This is a genomic window from Brevibacterium sp. UCMA 11752 (assembly GCF_021532235.1).
In the GTDB taxonomy this organism is placed as follows: Bacteria; Actinomycetota; Actinomycetes; order Actinomycetales; family Brevibacteriaceae; genus Brevibacterium; species Brevibacterium antiquum.
The window spans coordinates 888,408-913,877 of the sequence record NZ_JACBOS010000003.1; the positions used below are offsets into that span (position 1 = coordinate 888,408).

General features: G+C 63.2%; 22 protein-coding genes and 1 pseudogene. 12 read left to right on the forward strand and 11 right to left on the reverse strand.

The window, feature by feature from the left end:
• Positions 1–5: 5 nt before the first annotated feature.
• The 3 genes from HU144_RS04025 to HU144_RS04035 all read right to left on the reverse strand — a co-directional run bounded on the left by HU144_RS04025 (position 6) and on the right by HU144_RS04035 (position 3,191).
• Entirely contained in the window at positions 6–1,229 is a 1,224-nt protein-coding gene (locus tag HU144_RS04025) for an amidohydrolase (RefSeq protein WP_235350238.1), read from the reverse strand.
• A gap of 42 nt (positions 1,230–1,271) precedes the next feature.
• Positions 1,272–2,600 carry an HAD-IA family hydrolase gene (locus tag HU144_RS04030; RefSeq protein ID WP_235350239.1) on the reverse strand — a complete coding sequence of 443 codons (1,329 nt, stop codon included), beginning with the start codon at positions 2,598–2,600 and terminating at the stop codon, positions 1,272–1,274.
• 81 nt (positions 2,601–2,681) lie between these two features.
• The gene (locus tag HU144_RS04035) at positions 2,682–3,191 is read right to left on the reverse strand and encodes a hypothetical protein (RefSeq protein ID WP_235350240.1); all 510 of its coding nucleotides are present in this window, start codon (positions 3,189–3,191) and stop codon (positions 2,682–2,684) included.
• A 168-nt stretch (positions 3,192–3,359) separates the two neighbouring features.
• Here HU144_RS04035 and HU144_RS04040 point away from each other — a divergent pair, with 168 nt between their 5' ends.
• A complete protein-coding gene (locus HU144_RS04040; RefSeq protein ID WP_235350241.1) occupies positions 3,360–3,791 on the forward strand; it encodes a MarR family winged helix-turn-helix transcriptional regulator in 432 nt (143 codons plus the stop codon).
• Positions 3,791–4,813: an NADP-dependent oxidoreductase gene (locus HU144_RS04045; RefSeq protein WP_268825801.1), complete on the forward strand. Its 1,023-nt coding sequence runs from the start codon at positions 3,791–3,793 to the stop codon at positions 4,811–4,813. Before HU144_RS04040 ends, HU144_RS04045 begins: the two co-directional genes overlap by 1 nt.
• A gap of 228 nt (positions 4,814–5,041) precedes the next feature.
• Here the strand turns inward: HU144_RS04045 and HU144_RS04050 are convergent, their stop codons facing one another.
• The gene (locus HU144_RS04050) at positions 5,042–5,245 is read right to left on the reverse strand and encodes a cold-shock protein (RefSeq protein WP_009882802.1); all 204 of its coding nucleotides are present in this window, start codon (positions 5,243–5,245) and stop codon (positions 5,042–5,044) included.
• A gap of 536 nt (positions 5,246–5,781) precedes the next feature.
• On the opposite strand from HU144_RS04050, the gene HU144_RS04055 reads away from it, so the two are divergent.
• The 7 genes and pseudogenes from HU144_RS04055 (at position 5,782) to HU144_RS04085 (ending at position 14,511) form a co-directional block, all read left to right on the forward strand.
• Positions 5,782–6,798, forward strand: a complete 1,017-nt coding sequence (locus HU144_RS04055) for an LCP family protein (protein ID WP_235350243.1) — start codon at positions 5,782–5,784, stop codon at positions 6,796–6,798.
• Between the two features lie 141 nt (positions 6,799–6,939).
• A complete protein-coding gene (locus HU144_RS04060) occupies positions 6,940–7,383 on the forward strand; it encodes a thioredoxin family protein (RefSeq protein ID WP_135447348.1) in 444 nt (147 codons plus the stop codon).
• Positions 7,380–8,090, forward strand: a complete 711-nt coding sequence (locus tag HU144_RS04065; protein ID WP_096146153.1) for a class I SAM-dependent methyltransferase — start codon at positions 7,380–7,382, stop codon at positions 8,088–8,090. The genes HU144_RS04060 and HU144_RS04065 overlap by 4 nt, the downstream gene beginning before the upstream one ends.
• 107 nt (positions 8,091–8,197) lie before the next feature.
• Positions 8,198–11,365: pseudogene (gene fdnG, locus HU144_RS04070) on the forward strand (formate dehydrogenase-N subunit alpha); the annotation flags it as partial.
• A gap of 392 nt (positions 11,366–11,757) precedes the next feature.
• The gene (locus HU144_RS04075) at positions 11,758–12,906 is read left to right on the forward strand and encodes a 4Fe-4S dicluster domain-containing protein (protein ID WP_096161530.1); all 1,149 of its coding nucleotides are present in this window, start codon (positions 11,758–11,760) and stop codon (positions 12,904–12,906) included.
• Positions 12,903–14,120, forward strand: coding sequence for an NrfD/PsrC family molybdoenzyme membrane anchor subunit (nrfD, locus tag HU144_RS04080; RefSeq protein ID WP_101557586.1), 1,218 nt, complete (start codon positions 12,903–12,905; stop codon positions 14,118–14,120). Before HU144_RS04075 ends, nrfD begins: the two co-directional genes overlap by 4 nt.
• Positions 14,121–14,280: 160 nt before the next feature.
• Positions 14,281–14,511 carry a hypothetical protein gene (locus HU144_RS04085; RefSeq protein ID WP_096157816.1) on the forward strand — a complete coding sequence of 77 codons (231 nt, stop codon included), beginning with the start codon at positions 14,281–14,283 and terminating at the stop codon, positions 14,509–14,511.
• A gap of 173 nt (positions 14,512–14,684) precedes the next feature.
• On the opposite strand, the gene selD is transcribed toward HU144_RS04085, so the two are convergent.
• From selD to HU144_RS04120, 7 genes are all read right to left on the reverse strand, one after another.
• Positions 14,685–15,671 (reverse strand): selenide, water dikinase SelD, encoded by a 987-nt coding sequence (gene selD / locus HU144_RS04090; RefSeq protein ID WP_235350244.1) that lies wholly within the window; start codon positions 15,669–15,671, stop codon positions 14,685–14,687.
• A gap of 98 nt (positions 15,672–15,769) precedes the next feature.
• Positions 15,770–16,366, reverse strand: coding sequence for a TetR/AcrR family transcriptional regulator (locus HU144_RS04095; RefSeq protein ID WP_235350245.1), 597 nt, complete (start codon positions 16,364–16,366; stop codon positions 15,770–15,772).
• The gene (locus HU144_RS04100; RefSeq protein WP_235350246.1) at positions 16,350–16,985 is read right to left on the reverse strand and encodes a hypothetical protein; all 636 of its coding nucleotides are present in this window, start codon (positions 16,983–16,985) and stop codon (positions 16,350–16,352) included. Before HU144_RS04100 ends, HU144_RS04095 begins: the two co-directional genes overlap by 17 nt.
• 99 nt (positions 16,986–17,084) lie before the next feature.
• Positions 17,085–17,693, reverse strand: a complete 609-nt coding sequence (locus tag HU144_RS04105) for a class I SAM-dependent methyltransferase (protein WP_235350247.1) — start codon at positions 17,691–17,693, stop codon at positions 17,085–17,087.
• Between the two features lie 162 nt (positions 17,694–17,855).
• Positions 17,856–19,559 carry an FAD-binding oxidoreductase gene (locus HU144_RS04110; RefSeq protein ID WP_235350248.1) on the reverse strand — a complete coding sequence of 568 codons (1,704 nt, stop codon included), beginning with the start codon at positions 19,557–19,559 and terminating at the stop codon, positions 17,856–17,858.
• A gap of 14 nt (positions 19,560–19,573) precedes the next feature.
• On the reverse strand, positions 19,574–20,401 hold the full coding sequence (locus HU144_RS04115) for a lysophospholipid acyltransferase family protein (RefSeq protein ID WP_235345243.1): 828 nt from the start codon (positions 20,399–20,401) through the stop codon (positions 19,574–19,576).
• A 103-nt stretch (positions 20,402–20,504) separates the two neighbouring features.
• A complete protein-coding gene (locus HU144_RS04120; protein ID WP_235345242.1) occupies positions 20,505–21,341 on the reverse strand; it encodes an SDR family NAD(P)-dependent oxidoreductase in 837 nt (278 codons plus the stop codon).
• Positions 21,342–21,458: 117 nt separating this feature from the next.
• Here HU144_RS04120 and HU144_RS04125 point away from each other — a divergent pair, with 117 nt between their 5' ends.
• The 3 genes from HU144_RS04125 to HU144_RS04135 are packed head-to-tail and all read left to right on the forward strand — an operon-like array spanning position 21,459 to position 25,439.
• Positions 21,459–23,711, forward strand: coding sequence for an SDR family oxidoreductase (locus HU144_RS04125; RefSeq protein ID WP_235350249.1), 2,253 nt, complete (start codon positions 21,459–21,461; stop codon positions 23,709–23,711).
• Positions 23,705–24,664: a hypothetical protein gene (locus HU144_RS04130; RefSeq protein WP_235350250.1), complete on the forward strand. Its 960-nt coding sequence runs from the start codon at positions 23,705–23,707 to the stop codon at positions 24,662–24,664. The genes HU144_RS04125 and HU144_RS04130 overlap by 7 nt, the downstream gene beginning before the upstream one ends.
• Positions 24,654–25,439 (forward strand): ferritin-like domain-containing protein, encoded by a 786-nt coding sequence (locus HU144_RS04135; RefSeq protein WP_235350251.1) that lies wholly within the window; start codon positions 24,654–24,656, stop codon positions 25,437–25,439. Before HU144_RS04130 ends, HU144_RS04135 begins: the two co-directional genes overlap by 11 nt.
• The last annotated feature ends 31 nt before the right edge of the window (positions 25,440–25,470 follow it).

A 25,470-nucleotide genomic window follows, 5' to 3' on the forward strand; every position in this document is an offset into this window, starting at 1 on the left:
GTTCCTTACTTGCCCAGCTGTGACAGTGCCGCGACGACCTGTGCCTTCGTGGCGATTTCGAGCGTCGGATCGATGACGGGGGCGAACTGCGGTGAGTGGTTGGCCGGGATGTCCGTGTTCACGGTACCCGCCCCGGCTGCCTTCTTGTACTTATCCGCATCGCTGGATCCGATCATCCAGTATGTGTAGGGAATCTCGAAGGCATCCGGGATCTCGCTGAAGTCCTCCGAGGCTGTGGCGGGTTCGGCCGGCTGGACGACCCCGTCATCGAAGTAGTCTTCGAATGCCTTGGTGACTGCCTCGTTCGCGTCTTCATCGTTGTCGGTCAGCGGGAACTGGTCGTAGTACTCGAAGGTCGGTTCCTTCTGGGATCCTGCGGCTTGGCACTCGCCCTTGACGATGCGTTCGATCGAGGCGATGACGCGGTCGCGAACACCCATGTCATAGGTGCGCAGGTTGAGCAGAAGCTCCGCTCGGTCAGGGATGATGTTGGACTTGGATCCCGAGTTCGAGGCGCCGACCGTGACGACGGCGAACTCACCGGGTTCGACCTCACGGGAGACGATGGTCTGCAGGCGCAGAACGATCGTGGCGGCGAGGACCACGGGGTCCACAGACAGGTGCGGCATCGATCCGTGGGCTCCGCGACCGTGCACGGTGATCTTCACGGAATCTCCAGCTGAGAGCACTGGGCCGGCCTTTGTGTTGATCGTTCCCGTGGGCATCGGCATGACGTGCTGAGCGTAGGCGACGTCGGGTTTGGGGATCTTCGAGGTGAGGCCGTCGTCGAGCATGGCTTTGGCTCCGGCAGCATCCTCTTCCGAGGGCTGGAACAGCGCGATATAGGTGCCTGACCAGGCGTCGAGGTTCTCATTCAGCAGACGGACTGCGCCCAGCAGTGCGGTGATGTGCATATCGTGTCCGCAGGCGTGCATGACTCCATCGATTGTGGAGGAGTAGACCAAGCCGGTGTCCTCGCTCACTGGGAGGGCGTCGATGTCGGCCCGGGCGAGGACCGTAGGGCCCTGACCGTTCTCGATGACAGTGACGAGGCCGGTCTTCGAGATGCGTTGGACCTCCAAGCCCAGGTCCTTGAGCTCGGATTCGATTCGCTCAGAAGTCTTGTGCTCCTCGAGGCCGAGTTCGGGCTGGCGGTGGAAGTCCTTGTAGAGGCCACGCTGCCAATCCAGCTGAGAATCGATGGTGCCCAGGAAATCGGTGCTCGTCATCACTTCTCCTCGAGTTCGAGTGTGAACGGGAACGACCCGTCCTCAGTTTTCAACGGTAGCAGGAGAGGCGAGGAGTCCAAGGCCTGTGAGGTCGTCTCGCAGCTGCCGGGCATCGGTGAAGAGCAGGCCGATGAAGCCGAGCTGTTCGGCGGCGGCGATGTTCGCCGGCAGGTCATCGACGAAGACTGTCTGTTCGGGGACAAGGTCGAAGCGTCGGCTCAAGAGGTGGAAGATCTCAGGGTCGGGTTTGATCAGCTTCTCCCGTCCCGACACCACGATATCTTCGAGCTCATTGATGGCCGGTGCGACCTTCGGCGCATGGTGGAAGGTCTCTGCCGACCAGTTGGAGAGACCCAGCAGCCTGACGTCCGAGGCCTTGAGCTCGGCGACGAGTTCGGCCATTCCCTGAACCGGTCCTGTCAGGGACAGGTCGAAGCGGTCATAGTAGGCGGCGACGATTTCGCCGTGACGCGTATCGGATTCGGCCGCCTGTGCGATCACCTCAGTGATCGGCACGCCGCGATCAGCCAGCGTATTCAGCATGCCGAAGTCCGCCTCGGCGGCAAAGTCATACCACTCGTCCAGGGTCATCCGGTCGGCAAGAGGCCCGGTCTGATCCCAGCCTATGAGGACGTTGCCCAGGTCGAAGACGACGGCGGTGGGTTGCAGGGCAGTCGGCTGAGTCATCGTGGCATCACCTGTTCTGTGTGGGACCTCAGGGATTCCAACGCTACTCTCGGAGAGCCGCGCCTGCATCTGATGGAGATGCTCGATGAGGGCTCGTCGGGCATCGTGCGGTTTCAGTTCAGCGGGCTGCCACACCAGGTGGGATGCCAGGCCGTCGATGACGGCGTGAAGCAGAATCACCTCGGTCTCGATTCGCACGGTTCGGTCCGTGTGATCAGCCGGGCCAGGATTCGCGGCCGGGTCATTGGCATCCGCTCCCACCGCCTGGTCGATGATGATGCGGCATGTTGTGCGTACGCGCTTCCAGGCATCCTGCTTCGTCTCCTGGAGGTTCGGATCGGACCCCGACGCGGAGAAGAGAGCGAGGTAGACCTCCATCTCGAGGCGTCGATCCTCGTCCAGAGGAAGCAGCTCTCCAGCGATGGCCTCGGCCGACTTCAGAGGAGTCTGCGCCCGCGGAAGTGCCCGCACGCGCTCGCCGGCCCTGTCGATGACCAGTCTCATGGCGAAGGCGAGGAGCTGGGACTGGCTTGCGAAGACGTGCCGGAGTGACCCGACGGACAGCCCGGCCTCTGCCGCTACTGTGCGCACGGATGCTCCGGCGACCCCGTCTCGAACGATGACCCGCCATGCTGCTGCGGCGATCTCTTCGCGCCGACTCTCATGATCGATGAGCTTGGGCACGAGAAATCCCTTCCCTGGGTAGGACGGCTGTCTCACCGTAGCAACCGAAGAAGCTGCATTCACCTCGTTGATTCGGCGGCGTCACAGCTGGTGAGCCGTGGATCGCTGGAGTTGGAAGTACCGACGTACGGAGGTAGGTATCCAGAGGAGACCGATCATGAGGACGTGCAGAATATCCGTGGGGATCACCGCCCACAGGAACATCGCTCCCTGGGTGGCCGAGTAGAGGCTGAAATAGGTGGCGAGAATCAGATAGACCGTCAATGTGATGCGAGCCCAATTGCGTCCGCGCAGGACTTTGGGAATCAGCCAGAGCAGCAAGGCGACATCGACGAGGTGGAGCACCACTGCGTAGACGATGGTCGCCACGAGGACCCAGTCCTTCCACTTGGGATCCAGGCTGCCTCGCGTGTCCTCCTCGATGGCAGCTCTGAGTCCGGCCTGATCGATCATCATGACGATGGGCAGGGCGATGAGCAGGATGATGCTGGCGACGACTCCGACCACCAGCCAGCGCAGCGCCCGTGGCGTCGGTGGTGGATGGTGGGTGTGGGCATTACCCCCGCTTTGGTAGTACGACTGTGCTTCCATGACCGAAACAGTATCTGCCCAGCGAGCCGTCGACGATGGCTCGACGACCCTCAGCTCACTGCACGCATGGCGATCACCACGCTCACTTCCCCAAGGCAGATTTTGAAATGGCATGTGCATGACATATCGTTGAGTACTCAATGAGTTAACAATGAAAGGTTGTGCTTCATGCTGGAGCTGTGCATGCGTCTTGTCCGGGCCGATACCGAGATCCGGCGAAAGCTTGAGGTCCAAGGCCTCTCCCTCAACGATCTGACAGTCCTGCAGAGCCTATGCTCTGCGCCGGGTCGACGACTGCGGCGAGTCGAATTGGCAGAGAGCATGGGAATCACTCCATCTGGAATCGCCCGCTTGGTCGCACCGCTGGAAAAGCTCGGATATCTGTCCCGGGATTCCGACCCGCACGATGCGAGGATCTCGCTCGTCTGCGTAACCGACGTCGGCGCCGCGCTCTATCAAGATGCCGTCACGGTCGCCGAGGAGAAGGCCACCACCCTTCTGGGTGACGTCTTCGATTCCGCAGAGCAGGAGCAGCTGATCGAACTGCTGGGGCGTCTGGCGCCGTCATTTGCTCGGCGACCAGTTTCGGGTGAGAACTGATGTCAGCGGACTCGCCCACGCACAACCAGCGCTGCGTCCTTGCGAAGAGGCCGCAAGGCGGTTCGGTTGCCTCGTGTTTCGAAATGCAGGAGGAGCAGCTGAGACCTCTGCAGCCGGGCGAAGCGCGCGTTCGCGTCGAGTGGCTGAGCATCGACCCGACTCAGCGCGGTTGGCTCAACCCCGGTGCAAACTACCGGGCACCAGTCGGAATCGACGAGGTGATGAGGGGCGCAGGAGTCGGCACCGTCATCGAAACAGACAATGAGACCCTCCCGGTAGGTGCCAAGGTGTACGGCGAGCTGGGGTGGCAGTCGTTTGCCACGGCCTCAGCGTCGGGGCTGTTCGGCGTCAACGTCGTTCCCGACGGGATCGAGCCCCGCCACATGCTCAGTGTCTTCGGTACGAACGGCCTGACGGCCTACTTCGGAATGACGGAGATCGGCAGACCATCATTCGGAGATACCGTTCTGGTGTCTGCCGCGGCCGGTGCCACTGGTTCGGTTGCGGCCCAGATCGCTCGGTCCGTGGGGTGTCGCACCATCGGGATCGCCGGCGGGCAGGAAAAATGCGACTGGGTGCGCGAGACGGCCGGATTGGATGCGTGCATCGACTACCTGTCGGGCAACGTCACCGAGCAGCTCAGAGCTCTGGCCCCGGACCGCATCGACGTCTATTTCGACAATGTCGGAGGCGAGCTGCTTGAGGCCGCCATCGACAACCTCGCCGACCACGGCCGGATCGTGCTCTGCGGGGCAGTAGCCACGGGATACGAGGATGATCTGCCGAGTGCCGGAATCCGCAACTACATGCAGCTTGGTCTGCGTCGAGCGACGATGGAAGGCTTCGTCTTCTTCGACTACCTCGACAGATTCCCTGAGGCCCTGGCACATCTGTCCGGAATGTTCGGTTGTGGGGAATTGGCCATCGCCGAAACGATTGCCGAGGGACTGGAGGCTGCGCCGGGAGCCCTGGACGGACTGTTCACCGGTGCCAATCTGGGCAAGCAGCTCGTGCGCGTGTGAGGGAATACGGGAGCGGACCGCTGGGCAAGTGCCGGGCGCCTGGCGTCGACACCGCTTAAAGCCTGTGGACGCCGAAAAGCGTGTGACCGCAATCGGAGCAAGTGTAAACACAAACTCCAAAGGCGAACACACGCTTTTGGTGTAACTCAGTGCAACTGCGTTCCCGACAGGTGCTCGCTATTGACGAATCAATCGCGATCCGGCCGGGACCGGAAAGTTACGGAAGTCTCAGAGGGGACGAACGCTTGTGGCCTGAAGACCCTTGGAGCCCATTTCCGAGTCGAATTCAACATTCTGGCCCTCGGCGAGCTCACGGTAGCCGGTCGATTCGATCGCGGAGAAGTGAGTGAAGACGTCTGCTGAACCATCGTCAGGCTGGATGAATCCGAAACCTTTTTCCGAGTTGAACCATTTCACGGTACCTGTAGCCATAATCTTTGTATCCTTATTTTAAACTGGTGACCGCCTAAGCGATCTGGATGGTCGGACCCTTTGAGGGCCCGGCTGTTCACATTGTCAGAGACTTGAACTGAACGACATTGCCGATCTGCTGATCGTCTGAAGATGTGACTTCCTGTCGGATGATCTGCGCATTGAACGCAGGTCCGGCAGAAAACTGTGGAGAAACCGAAGTTCCGAGATTCGTGCTGAAGTGAAGAATCCTCATCTCAGGTGAAAGCGGGAAGTGCGGTCTCGGTAGGGCACTCGAAGGTGCTGGACGGAAGCCGAAGAACGGCTGGATTGAAAAGTCAGAAAGTTAGAGAGGCGCGGATGGTAGACACGCGCCAACAGGCAACAGCACGGCACCAAGCGAATCTACCTACGCTCGCGGCGCCACACGCTCCGCACCGTTTCGTACGGGAACAATTTAACTCTAACAGAATGTATCGCCCATCGGTGACAGAAAGTTCAGAGAAATTATGTTTAGGATTGTATGCAATCCACCGCCGATCGCGAATTGAAATCTCATGCCGTATTCCGAAGTCGGTCCACGACGACAGCGCCGCCTTGCCATGAAGTACCGACGTCGCCGCACCATCGTCGCCATACTGGCGGTCCTCGTCATCGGAGTTCCGGTCACGATCGTCGCCGTTGTTCACAACCTGAAGGGGAACATCACCTCCTCAGCGCTGCGTACGGGGGACGGTGAGGCGCCCGAGAAGATCACGGATGAACTGAACGTCCTCATCCTCGGTTCCGATACCAGGGCGCTGGACACGAATGATTACGGCTCCGGCGATGGTGCGCGCAGTGACGCGATGATTCTCGCCCACGTCTCCGATGACTCCTCTCGCATCGATGCCGTGCAGATTCCGCGCGACACGATGATGGACATGCCTGCCTGCGAAGACACCGGATCCGGTGCGTCGCCGGCTCAGCGCGGGATGATCAATTCGGCACTCAACCAGGGTCCTGCATGCTCGGTCTCTGCGGCCGAAGAGCTCACGGGAGTTCGCGTCGACCACTTCGTCGAGGTCAACTTCGACGGCTTCGCCACAATCGTCGACGCACTGGATGGGATCACCGTTGATCTCGACGAACCCCTGTTCGACGCCAAGGCGAATCTCGACCTGCCCGCAGGGGAGCAGACCCTGGGCGGCACGGATGCCCTGGCCCTGGCGCGGACCCGTCACGCCGTCGGAGATGGCAGCGACATCTCGCGCATGGGCAATCAGCAGATGGTCATGGACTCCATCATCGACCGAGCGAAGAGCTCCCACACATTGTCGAGGCCCGACAGGCTCTACAGTTTCCTTGACGCGGTCACCTCTTCCCTGCGCGTCGATGACGAACTCGATTCGGTCTCCTCCCTCGGCTCGCTGGCCGCGACAGTGTCGTCAGTGCCCAAGGACTCGATCACCTTTGCGATCATGCCGTGGCAGCCGGCACCGGACAATCAGAACCGTGTCGTGAAATCAGCAGCCGCCGATGCTGTCTTCTCTGCCATCACCGCAGATCAGCCGATTGTCGACCTCGTGGACTGAGCTTCGCGAAGTCGGGTCCACACGCGAGTTCGACGAACCGTGGCGACTGGTGCGCGTCGTGAACGGGTCTTGGGGCCGCGTTGCTGTCCAGACTGCGACAGTGTCCAGACAGTATTCATAGTCGGCGTTTAGACTGCCCGAATGTCTACGATCGAAATCACCAAAGACAACTTCGAGTCAACCATCACCGACAGCTCGATCCTTCTTCTCGACTTCTGGGCCGACTGGTGCGGCCCCTGCAAGCAGTTCGCCCCCGTATACGAAGAGGCCTCCGAACAGTACTCGGACGTCGTCTTCGGAAAGGTCGACACCGAGGCGCAGCAGGAACTCGCGGGACTCTTCGCGATCTCCTCCATCCCGACCCTCGTCGCCTTCCGAGAGGGCATCGTCGTCTTCGCCCAGCCAGGTGCGCTCGCCGCACCTCAGCTCGAACAGGTCATCACCGCGGTCAAGGAACTCGACATGAACGAGGTCCGCGAGGAACTGGCCAAGCAGGAAGCCGGCGTCGAGGCAGCCGAAGGATCGGACGCCGCAGTGGAGTCGGAGGCGACCGAAGTCTCCCCTGAATCCGGACCCCAGCAGTGACCGAACCCCAACAGGCCGCGAATGCTGGAGTCCCTGACTCCGTTGCGGCCTGGGAAGAGCGTTACGCCGGAGGCGATCCGATCTGGTCGGGCAATCCCAACGAGGCGCTCGTCGCCACGGTCGGCAGCCTCACCCCAGGCCGCGTCCTCGACGTCGGCTGCGGTGAGGGCGCCGACGCCATCTGGCTGGCCGAACACGGCTGGGATGCCACCGGAATCGACCTGTCGCAGACAGCCGTCGACCGAGCCGCGGAAGCAGCCGCCGCGAAGGGTGCCACCGCATCCTTCGAGGTCGCCGACATCTCCACCTGGGGTCCCTCGGGTGCGAATTCCGATGAAGAGCACCCCCGCCGAGGCGGCTTTGACCTTGTCATCGGCTGCTTCCTCCACACCCGGTTGCCCGACACCCGTGAGGAGCTCGTCGGAAAGGTCGCCGAGCACGTCGCACCCGATGGCCGGCTGCTGCTCATCTCCCACGCCGAGATGCCGCCATGGGCGGAGAACCTTGACGAGGAACTTGGCCACGGTCTAGGTCATCATCATGAACCTGTGACCCCGAACGGCGATTTCGCACTGCTCATCGGCGGCAGCCCCGTCCGTTGGGAGATCGAACTCGCCGAACTGCGCACCCGTGAGGTCGAAGGACCTGACGGTCAGCCTGCTGAACTCGACGACAGTGTGCTCCTGGCACACAGGGTCACCGACTGAGGGCCACCTCGGCGAATGAGATCAGCGCATCTCACCTCGTGAAACACTGCGGATGATCGTGGCCGATTTGGTCACCATCGGCCACCGAGAAGGGCTAGGGTTGAGCCATGGCTCGGTTCAGTCCTCTCGAGTGGCCGGTGATCCGGCAGCTGCGATCCTCCGATGCGTCGGGGCGCGGCGAATCAGTGGTGTCCCAGAAGACGCGGGAGACCACCTCACGCAATGCCACCGCGGACAAGGTTGTGCAGTCGGTCTGCCCGTACTGCGCCGTCGGCTGTGGTCAGAAGGTCTTCGTCAAGGATGACAAGGTCATCCAGATCGAAGGCGACCCGGACTCACCGATCTCTCGCGGACGCCTCTGCCCCAAGGGCGCGGCCAGCGAACAGCTGGTCAACGCCAACGGACGCATCACCGACGTCCTCTACCGAGCACCACGAGCCAAGGACTGGCAGAAGCTCGATCTGGGCACCGCCCTCGATATGGTCGCCGACCGCTTCATCGAAGCCCGCCGCAATCACTGGGAGGACTTCGACGACAAGGGCCACCCTCTGCGGCGCACGATGGGGATCGCCAGCCTCGGCGGGGCGACCATCGACAACGAGGAGAACTACCTCGCGAAGAAGCTCTACACCGCGGCCGGGGCGATACAGATCGAGAACCAGGCGCGTATTTGACACTCCGCCACGGTTCCCAGTTTGGGAACCTCGTTCGGGCGAGGCGGCGCCACACAACCCGTCCAGGATATGGCGAATGCCGACTGCATCATCATCCAGGGATCCAATATGGCCGAGTGCCATCCAGTGGGCTTCCAATGGGTGACCGAGGCCAAGGCCCGGGGTGCACGCGTCATCCACGTCGATCCTCGTTTCACGCGCACCACCGCGATTGCCGATAAGCATGTCCCGATCCGGGCCGGCTCTGACATCGTGCTGCTGGGCGCGCTCATCAACCGTGTCCTGAGCGAAGGTCTGCACTTCGACGAGTACGTGCGTGCGTACACGAACGCCACGAACCTCATCAGCGAGAACTATCAGGACACGGAGGACCTGGACGGTCTCTTCTCCGGATTCGACCCAGACACGAACTCCTACGACAACTCGACCTGGTCGTATCAGACCGACGAAGCAGGCCGGGCGGTCAGGGATGAGAGCCTGAGCGACCCCAGGTCGGTGTTCCAGATTCTCAAGCGTCACTACTCCCGGTACACACCCGAGATGGTGGCCGAGAACTGCGGCATCAAACCCGCCGACTTCGAATATCTGGTCGAGTCCGTGACCCAGAACTCCGGACGCGAACGCACCACCTGCTTCGCCTACGCGGTGGGCTGGACCCAGCACTCCCTGGGCGCGCAGTTCATTCGCACCGCCTCGATCCTCCAGCTCCTGCTGGGCAACATGGGCCGACCTGGCGGCGGCATCATGGCTCTGCGCGGGCACGCCACGATCCAGGGCTCGACCGACATCCCGACCCTGTTCAACCTGCTGCCCGGCTACCTGCCGATGCCCAGTGCAGGAGTTCACGAGACCTTCGACGACTACGTCGCCGCTGTGGGCACCCCGGAGACCCATAAGGGCTATTGGGCCAACGGGCGCAGCTACGCCACCAACCTGCTCAAGGCGTGGTGGGGCGACGCGGCGACGAAGGAGAACAACTTCGCCTACGACTATCTGCCGAAGATCAACGGCGCCCACGGCACCTATCAGACGCAGGTCCGCATGCTCAACGATGGTGTCGACGGTTACTTCCTGCTGGGCCAGAACCCGGCCGTGGGATCAGCCAACGGTCGGATGCAGCGCATGGCGATGAGCCACCTGAAGTGGATGGTCGTCCGCGACTTCCGGCTCATTGAGTCCGCCACCTGGTGGAAGGACGGTCCGGAGATCGCCAGCGGTGAGCTCACAACCGAGGACATCGAGACCGAGATGTTCTTCATGCCCGCAGCCAACCACACGGAGAAGGCCGGCACCTTCACGCAGACGCAGCGCCTCGTTCAGTGGCGGCACAAGGCCGTCAACCCGCCAGGTGACGCACAGAGCGAACTCGACTTCTTCTTCGAACTCGGTCAGCGAGTGCGAGAGAAGCTGAAGGACTCGACCGACCCTCGCGACCGTCCGCTCCTCGACATGACCTGGGACTACCCGGTCGACGAGGAGGGCGAGGTCGACCCCGAATCGGTGCTGGCCGAGATCAACGGCTACTACGTCGGTGGAGAGAAGGACGGGCAGCCGCTCGACAACTTCAACCAGATGACCGACGACGGCTCTACCGCGGGCGGCTGTTGGATCTACGCGGGCATCTACGCCGGCGGGCAGAACATGGCCGCCCGGCGCAAGCCCCGCACAGAGCAGGACGAGACCGCCGCCGAATGGGCCTGGGCGTGGCCGGCGAACCGCCGCATCCTCTACAACCGCGCCTCGGCGGCACCGGATGGCACCCCGTGGTCGGAGCGGAAGAAATTCGTCTGGTGGGACGAGGAATCCGGCAAGTGGACGGGCAAGGATGTGCCCGACTTCCCGATCGATCGCGCACCCTCGGCCCGATCGGATCAGGCCCACGGCGGACCTGCGAATCTTGACGGAGATGATCCGTTCATCATGCAGGCCGATGGCAAGGGCTGGCTGTTCGCACCCAGCGGCATGGTCGACGGACCGATGCCCACACACTACGAACCGCAGGAATCGACGGTTGCCAACCCGCTCTACGATCAGCAGAGCTCACCGACGCGCCTGGTCATGCGCCGTGAGGACAACCTGTCCGCGCCAGGTGCCGGCAATCCCGGTTCCGAGGTCTACCCCTACGTGTTCACGACCTACCGTCTGACCGAGCACCACACCGCCGGTGGCATGTCTCGGTGGCTGCCCTACCTGTCAGAACTTCAGCCCGAGATGTTCTGCGAGATCTCGCCAGAGCTCGCCGCCGAGGTGGGCCTGGAGCCCTATGGGTGGGCCACTCTGGTCTCCCCGCGCGCAGCCATCGAGGCCCGCGTGCTTGTGACCAGGCGAATGACGCCGCTGACGATCGGCGGGAAGACCATCCACCAGATCGGCCTGCCTTATCACTGGGGTGTAGGTGGGGATGCCACGGTCGAAGGCGACTCTGCGAATGACCTGTTGGGTGTCACGATGGACCCCAACGTGTTCATCCAGAACAGCAAGTACGTGGCCGGAACGATCATGCCGGGCAGGCGTCCGCGCGGACCCGAACTCGTCGACTTCGTCGAGAAGTATCAGCGAGAGGCCGGGCTGAGTCCCGAATCGGGCAACCAGCTCGTCACCGTCTCCGACGCGGTGGTCGCCGAGTCGCTCGCCGCTGATTCTGCGGCCAGCAAGGGCGGGCATCCGCATCGCGGCGGCGACTCCGCCGTCGGTGTCACCCCCGGGCGCACCTTCGGAAGAGAAGCGACCGACAGTGCCGACGACCGCTCGGGTCGTGTCGATCTTCGACCCGCCGATTCCATCGACGAGAACAGGACCGAGACCGTGGGCGCGAACCGCGCGGACGACGGGGACCCGACCGACGGGGATCCGGACCGTGGCTACATCGGCAAGGATGCGGACAGCGCTCAGAAGGGCAACCTCGGCGAGGGTGCACGTGACATCAGCGGCCGAAAGGACGAGGCTGCTGACACGACTACCGTGGACAATAGAGGAAACGAGGAGGAGGACTGATGTCGACTTCGACTGTCGAGAACGACGCCGTTGCGGACGGGCACTGGCACGGCTCCGCGCACGAGCGAAAAGGGTTCTTCACCGATACGTCGATCTGCATCGGCTGCAAGGCCTGCGAGGTCGCCTGCAAGGAGTGGAACAACAATCCGCAGGACGGGACGTTCGAACTCCTCGGCTCCTCCTACGACAACACGGGCAGCCTCGGCGCCAACACGTGGCGACACGTCGCCTTCATCGAACAGGACTCGGAGCGGATCGAAGCCGCCCGCGAATCCGGACGCAAGCTCGTCAACCTCGGCATGCCGACGATCCGTCCCCGTTCGAACGAGTCCGCGGGTGATCAGCCTTTGGACGGAGCCCTCGGTGCCGCAGAGTCCGGGTCCAACGGGGCCGGCGCCTCGGGTGGCGGTCTGCCGTCGACACCGCCGATGGGCATCGACCTGCTGGCGCCCGGAGCCCTGAGCCCGAGCGACCCGAAGGACATCGCCAAACTCGACACGACGCCTCCGGACACCGCGGATTTTCGTTGGCTGATGTCCTCGGACGTGTGCAAGCACTGCACCCACGCCGGCTGTCTCGACGTGTGCCCCACCGGAGCACTCTTCCGCACGGAATTCGACACCGTCGTCGTGCAGAACGATGTCTGCAATGGCTGCGGCACGTGCGTGGCCGGCTGCCCCTTCGGCGTCATCGAACGCCGCGACGACGGCACGATCAACACGCCCACCGATCGCGACGACCGCAAGGCCGCGGATATGGACGTGCCGGACAAGAACACAGCCAACAAGTGCACGCTCTGCTACGACCGCCTCGTCGATGGCCAGGAACCGGCGTGTGCGCAGACCTGCCCGACAGAGTCGATCAAGTTCGGCGACCACGAGGACATGGTCGACAAGGCCCACACCCGCGTTGCCGACCTCCGCGCGAAGGGCATGACCGAGGCCCGTCTCTACGGCGCCAACCCGAACGACGGCGTCGGCGGAACCGGATCTGTCTTCCTCATCCTCGACGAGCCGGAGGTCTATGGCCTGCCGCCGGATCCGCGGGTGCCCACGAAGGACCTGCCCCAGATGTATGCCAAGGCGGGTATGGCCGCACTCGGCATGGTCGCTGCCGCCGGACTCGCGTTCCTCGGGAGCCGGCGTTGAGCACATCCGAATACGATTCCTACCGCCCACCTGAGCTCGATCGCGGACGGAAGAAGCGTCGCCGAGGCGGTCGCCCCGGTGGTGGCCGTGGCGGCTCCGGTGGACCTGGTGGTTCAGGTGGTGGCCGTGGCGGTCAGGGTTGGAAGAACCGTGGGGCCGACGGCAACCGTGAGATGCCGATGGTCGAGGATGTCGAGTTCTCCTCCTATTACGGCAGGCCGATCGTCAAGGCTCCACCATGGGGCGATGAGATCTCGCTCTACCTGTTCCTCGGCGGCTTGGCCGGAGGGTCTTCGCTGCTGGGGCTTGGTGCACAGTTCAGCGATCGTCCAGGGCTGCGCATCGCCACGCGACTGACAGCGATCACCGCAACCGGCGTCGGGGGAGCGGCACTTGTGGCCGACCTCGGCCGGCCCGAGCGCTTCCTCAACATGATGCGCGTGTTCAAAGTCAGCTCGCCGATGAGCCTGGGCACCTGGATCCTGTCCGGGTTCGGAGTCGGCTCGGGAGTACTGGCCGCGATCGAGGTCGACCGGCTGACCGGTCTGCGGCTTCCCCTGGGGCCGCTGCGTCGAATTCTGCATGCATTCGAGACGCCTGCGGCGCTCGAGTCGGCACTCTTCGCCACTCCTCTGGCCGCGTACACCGGAGCGCTCCTCGGCGACACCGCGGTTCCCACCTGGAACGCCGCCGGCCGCAACGGTCTCTCCTACGTCTTCGTGTCCTCGGCCGCCGTGGCCGCCGGAGGCACTGCGATGGCTCTGGCTCCTGTGCGGGAGACTGGGCCGGCGCGCCTGCTCGCGCTGGTCGGTGCCGCCGGCGAGGCAGTCACGATGGATCGGATGAAGAAGGGCATGCACCCCGCCGAGGTGGATCCTCTCGAAGAGGGCGAACCCGGCCACAAGCTCCACCGGGCGGAGAAGCTGCTCATCGCCGGCGCGATCGGAACAGCCGCCGCCGAGGTGGGGGCCAGGGCGTTCGCAAAGAGGCTGGGGAAGGGTGCGGGTTGGAAGACTCGAACAGCGCTGCGTGCGCTTTCGGTCGTGTCCGGTACAGCACTCGCGGCCGCCTCTGCGTACACGCGATTCGGGGTCCTCGAAGCTGGAATCGAATCGACGAAGGATCCGCGCCACGTCGTCGAACCGCAGCGCGCTCGCCTCGAAGAGCGCCGCGCCCGCGGCATCACAGGCGACTCGATCACGACCGGGGTTTAGGCTCTTCGCGGACTGCCGGAGTCAGTGGGTGGAACCGCTGACCCGGAGCCGCGCCACCACCTGGCGCAACGGTGTGTTGCGTCATCACCGGTGAGGGATGCTCAGGACTTTCGGCAACGTGTGTTGCAAAATACAGCATGTGCAGTAACGGGGGATGCCTATGAAGGACGCAATCAAGGAACTGCTCAGTGACCGGCGCAGCCTCAAAGAAGCTGCGGTCGTGACTGTACTCGTCCCCGTCGTCCGGTACATCATGCACCTGATCGGCTGGGGCCACGGCTCATTTGGCTGGTGGGAGGTTATCCTCGGCGCGCTTTTGACCGGAGTCTTCTATTGGCTCTTCACCAGCGGATTCCGGCGCTTCCGCGATGAGGACGTCACGCCCTCCTGAGCGGAAGAAGTGGAGGGGTCTGCCACGATTTGAAGGTGCGCCGTGCCCGCAGCCCCCATCTCCTACCCTTGCCGTCACGGCATACAGGTACCCGTGCACCCCGCCCTGCCAGTGACTAAACCACCTGTTGCACAGGGTGCTTATGGCGCTAACGGTGAGGGGTGCCCAACGGGTCACCGCACGTGGACGCCCGAGCCGACGACGATCTCCCCGATGATCGGCTGACCTGGAATCTCACCGACGACGAGCAGTCCGCCAGAGGTCTGTGCGTCAGCGAGGAGGAGCAGGTCATCCTCGCTCACTGAGTCGTCGGCGGTGAGACTGGGACGCACCCAGTCGAGGTTGCGGCGAGTACCGCCGGAGACGTACCCGTCCGCGATCGACTCATCGACTCCGCCGAGGCGGGGGACAGCAGCCGCATCGATGACCGCTCCGACGCCTGAGGCACGGCACATCTTGAACAGGTGGCCGAGCAGTCCGAAGCCAGTGACATCGGTGGCTGCGCGCACGCCTGCGGCCAGTGCCGCACGTGCCGCTTCGTCGTTGAGCGAGGTCATTGTGACCACGGCCTCGGCGAAGTATTCGCCGGTCTGCTTGTGTCGGTTGTTGAGGATGCCCACACCGATGGGCTTCGTCAATGTCAAGGGCAGGCCAGCCTCGGCGGCGTCATTGCGCATGAGCTCATCGGGATGGGCGATACCGGTCACGGCCATACCGTACTTCGGTTCGGGATCGTCGATCGAATGGCCACCGGCGACGGGGCACTTCGCCTGCGCGGCGACGTCGAGGCCTCCGCGAAGGACCTCGGCGAGCAGTTCCATCGGCAGCTTCTCGCGCGGCCAGCCGACGAGGTTGATCGCCGTGATCGGCGTCCCGCCCATCGCGTAGATGTCGGACAGGGCGTTCGCCGCGGCTATCCGACCCCAGTCGTAGGCATCGTCGACGACAGGGGTGAAGAAGTCAGCGGTCGAGAGCACCGCGAGGTCGTCGCGGACCCGGACGGCAGAGGCATCGTCACCGTCGTCGAGGCCGACGAGGACATCGGCACCACGCTGGCCGGTCAGGCCCTTGACCGCCTCTTCGAGCTCGCCGGGCGGGATCTTGCAGGCACAGCCTCCGCCGTGGGCGAATGAGGTCAGACGATCATCGATGGCAGTCATACCGCGAGACTAACACCGAGGTCACGCTCGGTTCTACGGGCCACCTCGGCGATATTCTCCTCCTCGTCGGAGGCCTCACAGGGACGGCAGACCACGCGTCAGTTCGCGAACGGCAGCATTCCTGCCATATGGCCTTCCACGATTGTGCGAGCGGTTGTGGAGGTGACCGCTCCTTCCTCGGCGAGGATTGCCACTGCGAGACCGTCGCACAATGCCAGCAGTTCGGTCGCCCGAAGCATCGCTTCCTCAGGTTGAGCGATCTGCGGACGCAGTGCATCGGCCAGCTCGGACCGCAGGCGGCCCCACATGGCGGAGTTTATCTCCTTGACCGCAGGGTCCACGCTTGCTCGGGCGGAGAGTTGGAGCCAGACTCGAGCCGCCGGGTCATCGGGGTTCGAGGGCAAGAGCATGTCGAGCAGAGCATTACGCCGAGAGGTGGGGTTCTTGTCGGCGGTCGCCCGCTCGAATCTCTTGATTTCGCGCCGTGAGATCTCCCTCATGGCACCGAGGAGCATCTGTGACTTAGTGGGGAAGTGATGTTGTACCGCGCCGATCGATACCCCGGTTCGAGTCGCCACTGTCCGCACGCTGAGTGCCTCGAATCCTCCTTCGGAGACGAGATCGATCATCGTATCAATCAGGTGTTGGGCGGACTCGCTGATGATCGGACCGCTGTGCTCATCCGCGTCGTTCATGGAACTGACGATACAGGCGATGGACCCCGAGAGCTGAACGCTTGAGCCAGTCGTCAGGATCGGGCAGGGAATCGGAACGCGGTCTGTCGGTGACGATGGCAAAACTTAGAGCAAGCACCCCCGCTCCTATAAGGGCGAATTCCACCGTCTCCATCAGCAAACCGATGATCTCGGTCAGTCCTTCATGGTCGTTGCCGAGGTCGATCGGCACGAACTGCATGACGATGCCGATGGTGGACAGTGCCAACCCGGTGATCACCAGCATCGTCACTGTTCTGCTTGCCGTGGGCCTGGCTGAGCCGACACCGTGGGAAGTACTGTGAGCAGTCTGCTTGCGTCCCGCTGCTGCTCCGATGAGCAGCAGAGCCACAGCGAGCGTGAGCAGACCGAACCGTCCGAGTGTCCACCCGTGAAGCTGCTCAACGAAAGTGGCTCCTCCAAGACTCCCGATCGCAGCCAGGCGCGTATCAGCAATACCGACCCCAGACGCGAGCAGCGCCACGACACAGCCAGCAATTCCCCATCCGGCGCCGACGGTGGCTCGGCGTCGATAGATGACAAGCAGAACGACTCCTGCCGCCGGTGCAAGCAGGCCCACGAGCTCGAGAATACGGAACACAACCACTCCACAATACGTTCGTATTGTATTCACCATACGAGTGTATTGGAAGCGTGTCAAGGAAGCGGGTCATCCGAGGGAGACTGACCGGAGGTGTGCTCAGTCCCGTCGGTGTCTTTGTCCAATCTTGTCTGCGGCGACCACCGCAAGATCCCGATGCTGCCAGGTCACGCGAGGTGTCAGCCCTGCCTCGCTCAGCCACTCGAGTTGTTCGGCCAGCGGACTGGGGGTGTCGATGACCCCGTCGATCGGAGTGATCACATCAGCCGGATCGGGTGGAACGACGAGATCTGCGAGAATGAACCGGCCGCCAGGAACAAGGACTTGTTCGATCCGCGAGAACAGATCGGCCTTGCCCGCGCCGTCGAGGTGGTGCACGGCAAGTGTCGACATGGCGAGATCGAAGGGGCCTTCCGGCAGCGGATCCTGAAGTCGCCCGTAAGCCAGCGTCGTGCGATCCGGGGCGAGGACGCGAGACGCCCCGATCAGCATCTCCTCGCTCTCGTCGATGCCGAGAATATGAGTCTGCGGAAGCGCCTCGGCGACCCGTCGTGCCGTCAGTCCGCTGCCCACCCCGAGGTCGAGGATCGTCTGCGGGACGACCTCGACGACGGCCGCGACCAGTTCCTGCTGCAGACGCGGGTAGTCGGGGATCTCCTCGGCCATGACTTTGAGATAGGTGTCAGGATCCCAGGCGAAATCAGACATGCTGTGCCCAGTCGTGGGAGTCGGCATCGACAACCTCGGCGGGGGTGGTGATCATCGGCAAAGTGTATTTCGCCGCGAGACATGGTGACAAGAGCTGATCGAGTAGTGGTGTCACCGCTGATGTGGTGGCACTGCCGCACTTCGCAGGATCACTCCGATCAATTACCGCGTCGAATTGAACTCGCCGAGGATCTTACCCGGGTTGAGGTTCCTGCCCGGGTCGGTTGCTCGGAACAGCGAATCGACCATGAAGGCCCCGGGCTCCGTGATGTCGTCGACGATCCACGGTCGGTGCTCGGTGCCCACCGCGTGATGGTGGGAGAGCCCGCCGCCGGAGTCGATGAACTCCTGTTGCACGGCATCCTTGACTGTCTGGTATTCCCTGAGTGCCGTGTCCTCGCGGGCATAGGGCACGGCGAAGGTGAAGTACAGGCAGGCTCCTGCATGGTAGCTGTGAGACATGTGGCAGAACATGAAGCCCGGGCCGTCCTGCTGACTCCGGATCAGCCGAAACCGCTCATTGACCCGCGCATGGACGTTCTTGAGATTCGCCCAGGTCACCCCTGTCTCGCACACATCACCGAAGACCTTGTAACTGAGGAGGAAGTCACGCAGATATGGGGTATCGAATTTCTTCTGGTCGTAGACTGCTCCGGGGCCGGTTCCAAGGTCGATCCCACCGTGCCGTTTGACGATCTTCTTCACCTCGGCCCGTTCGCGCGCGACGGTCGCCTTCGATCCTTCGAAGCAGACATAGGACAGGCACATTCCCTCCGTTGTGTCCCATCCCTTCGCGCGCAGATAGGCGAACAGGGCATCCTGGACACGAGCAGTCGCCTTCGCCTTCGCAGTCGTCGCCTGGGAGACCATGGCAAGACTGAATCGCGTCTCCGGACCGTCCGAGAGGCGGGTGAAGCTGGGGGTGACCTCCGAGCGAGCGACGTCGTGCATGCTCTCGACCCCATGCGCCCAATCACGGTAGAGGTAGCCGACGACCTCGCGGACCTCGGGGTTGCGATGGACCTGAACCGTACACTCGGAGATGACTCCGAGGCGGCCTTCACTGCCCAGAGCCATCTCATGGACTGATGGCCCCGAATCACGGCCCGGAATGGGCTTGCTGATCAGGACTCCGCGCGGATGGACCATGCGCAGTCCGCGTACGATGTCTTCGATATCGCCGTATCTGTCCGACTGCATCCCGGACGAGCGGGTGGCTGCCCAGCCTCCGAGCGTCGAATAGCTGAATGAGTCCGGGAAATGGCCCATCGTCCAGCCCCGAAGATTCAGCTGTTCCTCGAGGTCGGGCCCGTAGGCTCCGGCTTCGACGCGGGCGAGGCCCGATTGCTCGTCGACGTCGATGACTCTCCTCATCCGACCAAGATTGAGCGAGATGATGGGGCGCTCTTCGCTCGGATCCGGCGTGACGGAACCGGAGATGCACGACCCGCCGCCATAGGGGATGAGCACGAGATCGTGGTCGAGGACGAGATCGAGTACAGCGGCGATCTCCTCTTCGCAGCCGGGATGGACGACAACATCGACGAGGCGGGTCATCCTTTCGTTCCGCACGCGATAGAGATCGGGCAGGGAGCGGCCGAAGGAGTGGATGACTCGCAGCTCGTCGTCGACGCTGACGTTGTCAGGACCCACGGCAGCGGTCAGTGCCTCGACGAGGCTCGACGCAACGCGCGTTTCCGGTACCTCGTGATCCCTGAGGTTCGGGGTGCCCGGTCGCGGCGCGTTCCACAGATCGAGACCGACCTTCTCCTTGGCGATCTCCGCGAAGTCCGGTTTGGTCTCCCAGACGAATTCAACGCCCTCGGCGCCCCATCCCCACCAGCGATGTCGCCTGACGTCGTCCACTCTCAGAGGCGTGTTCAATTCTTCATCCCTTCATCGGTGACATTGCGTCCGTCGGTGACAGAGCGTCCGTCGTGTCGTTGATCTGATCGAGGTGGACCGGAACCGTCCGCGCGGGCAGATGAGTCGTCGCCTCGGCGGTGGGTACTGGGAACGCCGATGTCGGTGGCGCCGGCAGCATAGAGATTCGCGACGCGGGTCTGCACCCGAGATGTCAGCGAGGCGAGTGACTCGCCGGACTCGGGAGTGAGTGCTTCGCCGAAGACCACACGGACGGGAGGCCGGCCCGGCCGCGGCCAACCGCTGCCCTTGGGCATGGCTTCGAAGCCTCCGATTATCGCAGTCGGCACGATCGGAACCGCAGCGTCGGCGGCGAGTCGGATCGCGCCGACCTTGAAGTCAGCGACGACGCCATCGGTCTGTCGCCCGCCCTCGGGGAAGAGCAGGACGGGCACTCCGGCGCGCAGCAGTGCGCGAGGAGTGTTCGAACTGCCGTGCGAACCGCCGCGATGGACCGGGAAGGCGTTGAAGAGCCATCGCACAAAGAGCCTTCGGTACCAGACGGTGAAGAAGTAGTCGTGGGCGACTCCGGTGGCCAGGAATCGTGCCTGCTTCCGCGGCATGCTCTGCGCGATGATCGGCGCGTCCAGGTGAGAGGTGTGATTGGCGACGAGCAGGTACCCGCCGTTGAGCGCACGTACGCTGGGATCGAGCCTCACCGAGGGGCTGATGGTGGAGCGCAGCACACCGCGGAACAGGACACGTTGAAGCACGAAGCGCAGGGACGCGCGGAGGCCCGAGCGGTACTTCTTCGTCACCTGTGGGTGGAGGTTTTTTGCGTTCATCGACGGCTATTCGGAGCCGACGCCCGTTTCGGATGGGAGATCGGTGATGAAAATTTTACGGCCAGGTGTCGAAGGCGACCGGAGGGCGAGTCGAACTCGTGAGTCAGGAGGTCGTGGATCCACCCTTGGCACCGGATCCATCGCCGGGCCCATCCGCGAGGACCTCGCCGTTCCGTCGGGAGGTGAGCAGCGAGGAGAGACGATGAACGGCCGGGCGAGGGGCGGCTCGCAGCGCCGCCACGATGATCTTCCACCGCAGCCCGGGGACGCTGATGGTCTTCCCCCGGGCGACGTCTTTGAGGCACTCTTCCACGAGCAGGTCCGGGTCCAGCCACAGGAAGTCGGGAATCGACGATCCGGCGATGCCCGCACGAGCATGGAACTCAGTGCGCACCCAACCGGGCACGAGTGCGGTGACGTTCACTCCCATTCCTGCTGTCTGTAGTGACAGTGCCTCGGAGTAGTTCTGCGTCCATGCCTTGATGGCCGTGTAATTGTTCTGTGTGAGGCCCGAGCTCACCGAGCAGACATTGATGATCCATCCTCGCCTGTGTCGGGCCATTGCCCGTGCTGCGGCGCCGCCGATGACGAGCACGGCTCGCTGCATCACCTCGAAGCCTCGATCGTGCTCCTCGAGTTCCTTCTCCAGCAGACTCGCGCGCACCGAGAACCCGGCGTTGTTGACGACGACGTCGATTGTGGGTTCGGCGCCCGGGTCCTCGACCCGCGCAGCCACCAGCGCCTGGTCGTGTCGGTCAGAGAGGTCGGCGACAATGGCCTCGACCCCTACACCGAACTCGCCGCGGATCTGCTCGGCAAAGGTGTCGAGGTTTGAGCGATCTCGGGCGACGAGCACCAGATCAAGACCCCGACGGGCGAAGGCGCGGGCGAAGGCAGCGCCGATTCCAGAGCTTCCGCCAGTGATAAGAGCCACATTCATACGGTTACGATACATGGATCCAATCCAAAAGCCGGACGGCGTCGAATCATTCTCGTTCCGCGAAGTCGGGACGCATGATCAACCAGAAACTCGTCACTCGAACCGATAGGCCGCACAATGAAACCGAGCCGCTTCCTCCTGACCGGTGCCACGGGGTTCCTCGGCCAAGCTCTTCTTCAGGCGATGCTCGAGAGCTTGCCGCATGTCACCATCACCGTCCTCGTGCGTGCACGTGGAGCGCAATCGGGACGCGACCGTGTACAACGGCTGCTCGGCAAACCGGTCTTCGCCGCTTGGACTGACCGGGTCGGCATCGCAGCGGTCCGAGAGGCGCTCAGCCGCCGGGTCGAGGTTCTCGAAGGGGACATGGTCGACCTGCCGCCACTGATCGAGCACTACGACGTTGTCATCCATTCCGCTTCGAGCGTGTCGTTCGACGCCCCGATCGACGAGGCTTTCCGCACGAACGTCGGCGGAGTCGAGCGACTCTACGATGCGCTGCAGGAGTCGAAGCAGGATCCGCACGTCATCCATGTCTCGACCGCCTATGTCAGAGGGATTTCGAAGGGCGTCTCCCAGGAACAGCGCCTCAACCACGACGTCGACCGGCGGGCCGAGCTCCGCTCGTCTCAACTGGCGAGAGAACGCGTCGAAGCCGAATCCCGCGACCCGGAGTCACTGCGCAGGTTCATCCGCACCGCTCGCACACAAAGCGCACGGATCGGACCCAAGGCGGTCGCAGCCTCCGCAGAGGCCGCCAGACAGAGCTACGTCTCAGATCGGCTTGTCGAATTCGGTCGCATGAGGGCCGAATCCCTCGGGTGGACCGATATCTACACCTTGACCAAGGCCATGGCGGAACGGGTAGGCGAAGAGGAGTGGGCCGAGAAAGGGCATCGGGTCTCGTTCGTCCGTCCCTCGATCATCGAATCGGCGCTCAGACTGCCGGCCCCGGGCTGGATCGACGGATTCAAAGTTGCCGACCCTCTCATCATGGCCTACGCGAACGGGAAACTGTCGGAATTCCCCGGGCACGCTGATTCTGTGCTTGACATCATCCCCGTCGACCAAGTTGTCAACGTGATTCTCGCTCTGGCGACCCTCGGCGCCGACGACCGGGCTGAGGGCGGTACGCAGGACGGCAGCTCGAGCTCAGAGGAATCGGGCGCTGCCTACTATCACGTCGTCTCAGGGACGAGCAACCCCTTGCCCTTCCACCAGATGGTCAGGACGGTTCGAGAGTACTTCCTCGATCGTCCGATCCCCGATCGCGAAGGCGCGCCCACTCACGTGCCCGAATGGAGGTTCCCGAACTCCGATCTCGTCGACGGGAAGATCCGGCTGAAGGAACTCGGAACCCGAGCCGGTCGGCGAATCATCGACAGGCTCCCTTCGTCCCGTCGCACCCGAGCTCTGGCCTCCCGTCTCGCCCGTGTCGACTCCGGGCTGAAGTCGCTGCACAAGTTCGCCGATCTCTATCGGCAGTACACGACGACGGAGATGATCTTCGACGACACAGCGACGAGACGATTGCAGTCCCGGCTGCCGGCTGACTATCCATCTGATCGTGGCTTCGACGTCACTGAGATCGACTGGCAACGCTATTTCAAAGACACCCACCTGCCGGCAATCACCGCACTGACCCGCAGCTACACGCGCAGTCGTGCCCAACCCGAAACAGACCACCGTGTCCCGGAACCGATACGTTCCGCCCCTGACGCATTGGCCGTCTTCGACCTCGACGGGACTGTCATCTCGGCGAATATCGTTGGACAGTACGTCTCCGTAGTCCGCGCGACCACACCGGTCTACCGCTGGCCAGCTGCCATGGCGGAGATCGCCGGCATCGTTCCCGGGCTGCTGCGTGCGGAATCACGGGATCGGTCAGAACTCATCCGCATGGTCAATCGTCGCTACCGGGGCTTTCGCCTCGACGAGCTGCGCAAGGTCATCGCCGACGGCCTGGGACAGAGAATCCGGGATTCGATCCGCCCGCAGGCCAAGGAGCTCATCGAATCGCATCGCGCAGCCGGTCACAGGACAGTGCTTCTCACAGGTGCTCTCGATGTGCTCGTCGAACCGCTTGCGGATCTGTTCGACGAGGTCGTGGCGACGCGCATGGATGTCACGGACGATGGAGTGCTCTCGGGCTTTCTCGCGACTCCGCCTCTTGTCGATGAGGCTCGCGCGAACTGGCTGCAGAAGTATTCTGAGGGGATCGGTGCGGACCTGTCGACGTCGACCGGCTACGGCGACTCACTCGCCGACGCGGCGTGGCTCGAGCTCGTCGGTTACCCGGTCGCCGTCACCCCGGATCTCGGACTCTACGGATTGGCCCTGAAGAAACGATGGAAGGTGCTCGAATGGTGACGAACAATGCGACGCGCGATGTGACGGACGTTGACCGAGGCCCCGGAGGTGGGAGTGTGCCGGACGTGGAACATCCCCCGGGCCACGTCGATGGCAGACTGTTCTCCCAGGCCGAGCATCCGACCGTCCTGCGCACGGACTTCGACGTCCCGGAGTACCTCGCTGGCGCCCGCGGTCGCATCCCGGTCACTATCGACTCGGTCGATCTGGCCGAGGACACTGCTCGAGATCTCTCATTTCTGTGGCGACTCGAAAATTCTGCGCTGGCCGAAACGCGTGCCGTACTCGCGTCCTGGACAGCCAACGAAGCCAGGATCACGGCATTCATCACCGCGTGGGGATATGAGCGGTACTGGCTGGCGCGAGCGCTGCGCGACCTTCTCGAAGCGGCTCCGGCCTCGTCGCTCCCTCGACCACGACCCACGCTGACAATGAGGCTGCGCGGTTCCTGGGTGGAGCGGGGGCTTCCGATCCTCGCTCCCGTCGTGGGCGGAATCGTCAAGGAACCGCTGACCGCAGGTCACATGGCACGACTCGCTATCCAGGAAGGAGCTCTGCAGGTGGCTGAGAATGCTCTGCTGCCGCGACTGCAGGGCGAGGCCGCCAGCGTGCTGTCGGAAGTCGTGAAGAGGCGAGATGAGATCATCAGGTTCTTCCGCACCGAGGCGATCGCCCGTATCACCCGCTCGCGGCGCGAAGCCGTCACCGCCCGACTCCACCTCGCACGGCCCTGGGCTCCGCTGCGTGTCGTCGGTGTGCCGGACCCTGATGAGGCCCGGGCTCTGACGAGCATCTTCGCCGCAGGAGCCGATAGGAGAGGGCTCATCGAATCGGATGCGAATATCGGACGATACGTGCCCCTGACCTCGAAACCATCGGTGAATCAGATTCGGGCAGCGCTGGGAACCAACCGCAGAACCGACGCACGGACTAGGAGAGAAAATGGCGTTTGACTTCGACAACTATGCCGAGACCTCGGAAGCGGTGAGATGGTCAGACCTCGACTTCGACGTCTTCGACGACATGCCTCTGGACAGGGACACCCTTCGCTCCGTGCGCTATATGTGCGACGTCGAGTACCACACCACCTGCTTCGTCCGTGAGCTCCTGGTCACTCCCTCGCATCGGGAAGATGCCACTGCAGCGTTCATGACCATGTGGAATCGGGAGGAGTTCTGGCACGGTGAGGCTCTGGCAGCCGTGCTCGAGAAGCATGGAATCCACGTCGACTACGACGAGGTCAAAGCCAAACGGGCGAGCTTGGGCTGGAAGCTCGCCCTCGGACCTGCCAAGCAGTCGATCCTCGCAAACATGGTGGGCACGGACTTCGTCGCGGTCCACATGGCATGGGGTGCGGCGAACGAGCTTTCGGCCACGGCCGGATATCGGAGGATGTCGGCGATGCAGGACCACCCTGTGCTCTCACCGCTGCTTGAGCGCATCGCCAAGCAGGAGACCCGCCACGTCGCTTTCTACACAACCCAGGCCCGCGAAAGACTTGAAGGCAATTCTCGTGCTCAGTCCTTCGTGCGGATGGCGTTGGGGAAGCTGTGGAAGCCGGTGGGATCGGGGATGATGGACGATGCCGAGGTCAAGCACGTCATGACGCACCTGTTCAGCGACCAGACGGATGAGCTCGACAAGTTGGACAAGCGCGTGCAGAAGCTGCCCGGTCTGAGTGAGCTGAGGATCTTCCGCAACGCCTTCGCCGGTCTGGGGATCGAATGACCTTTTCGGTGTTCACCGCAGACGAGTCTTC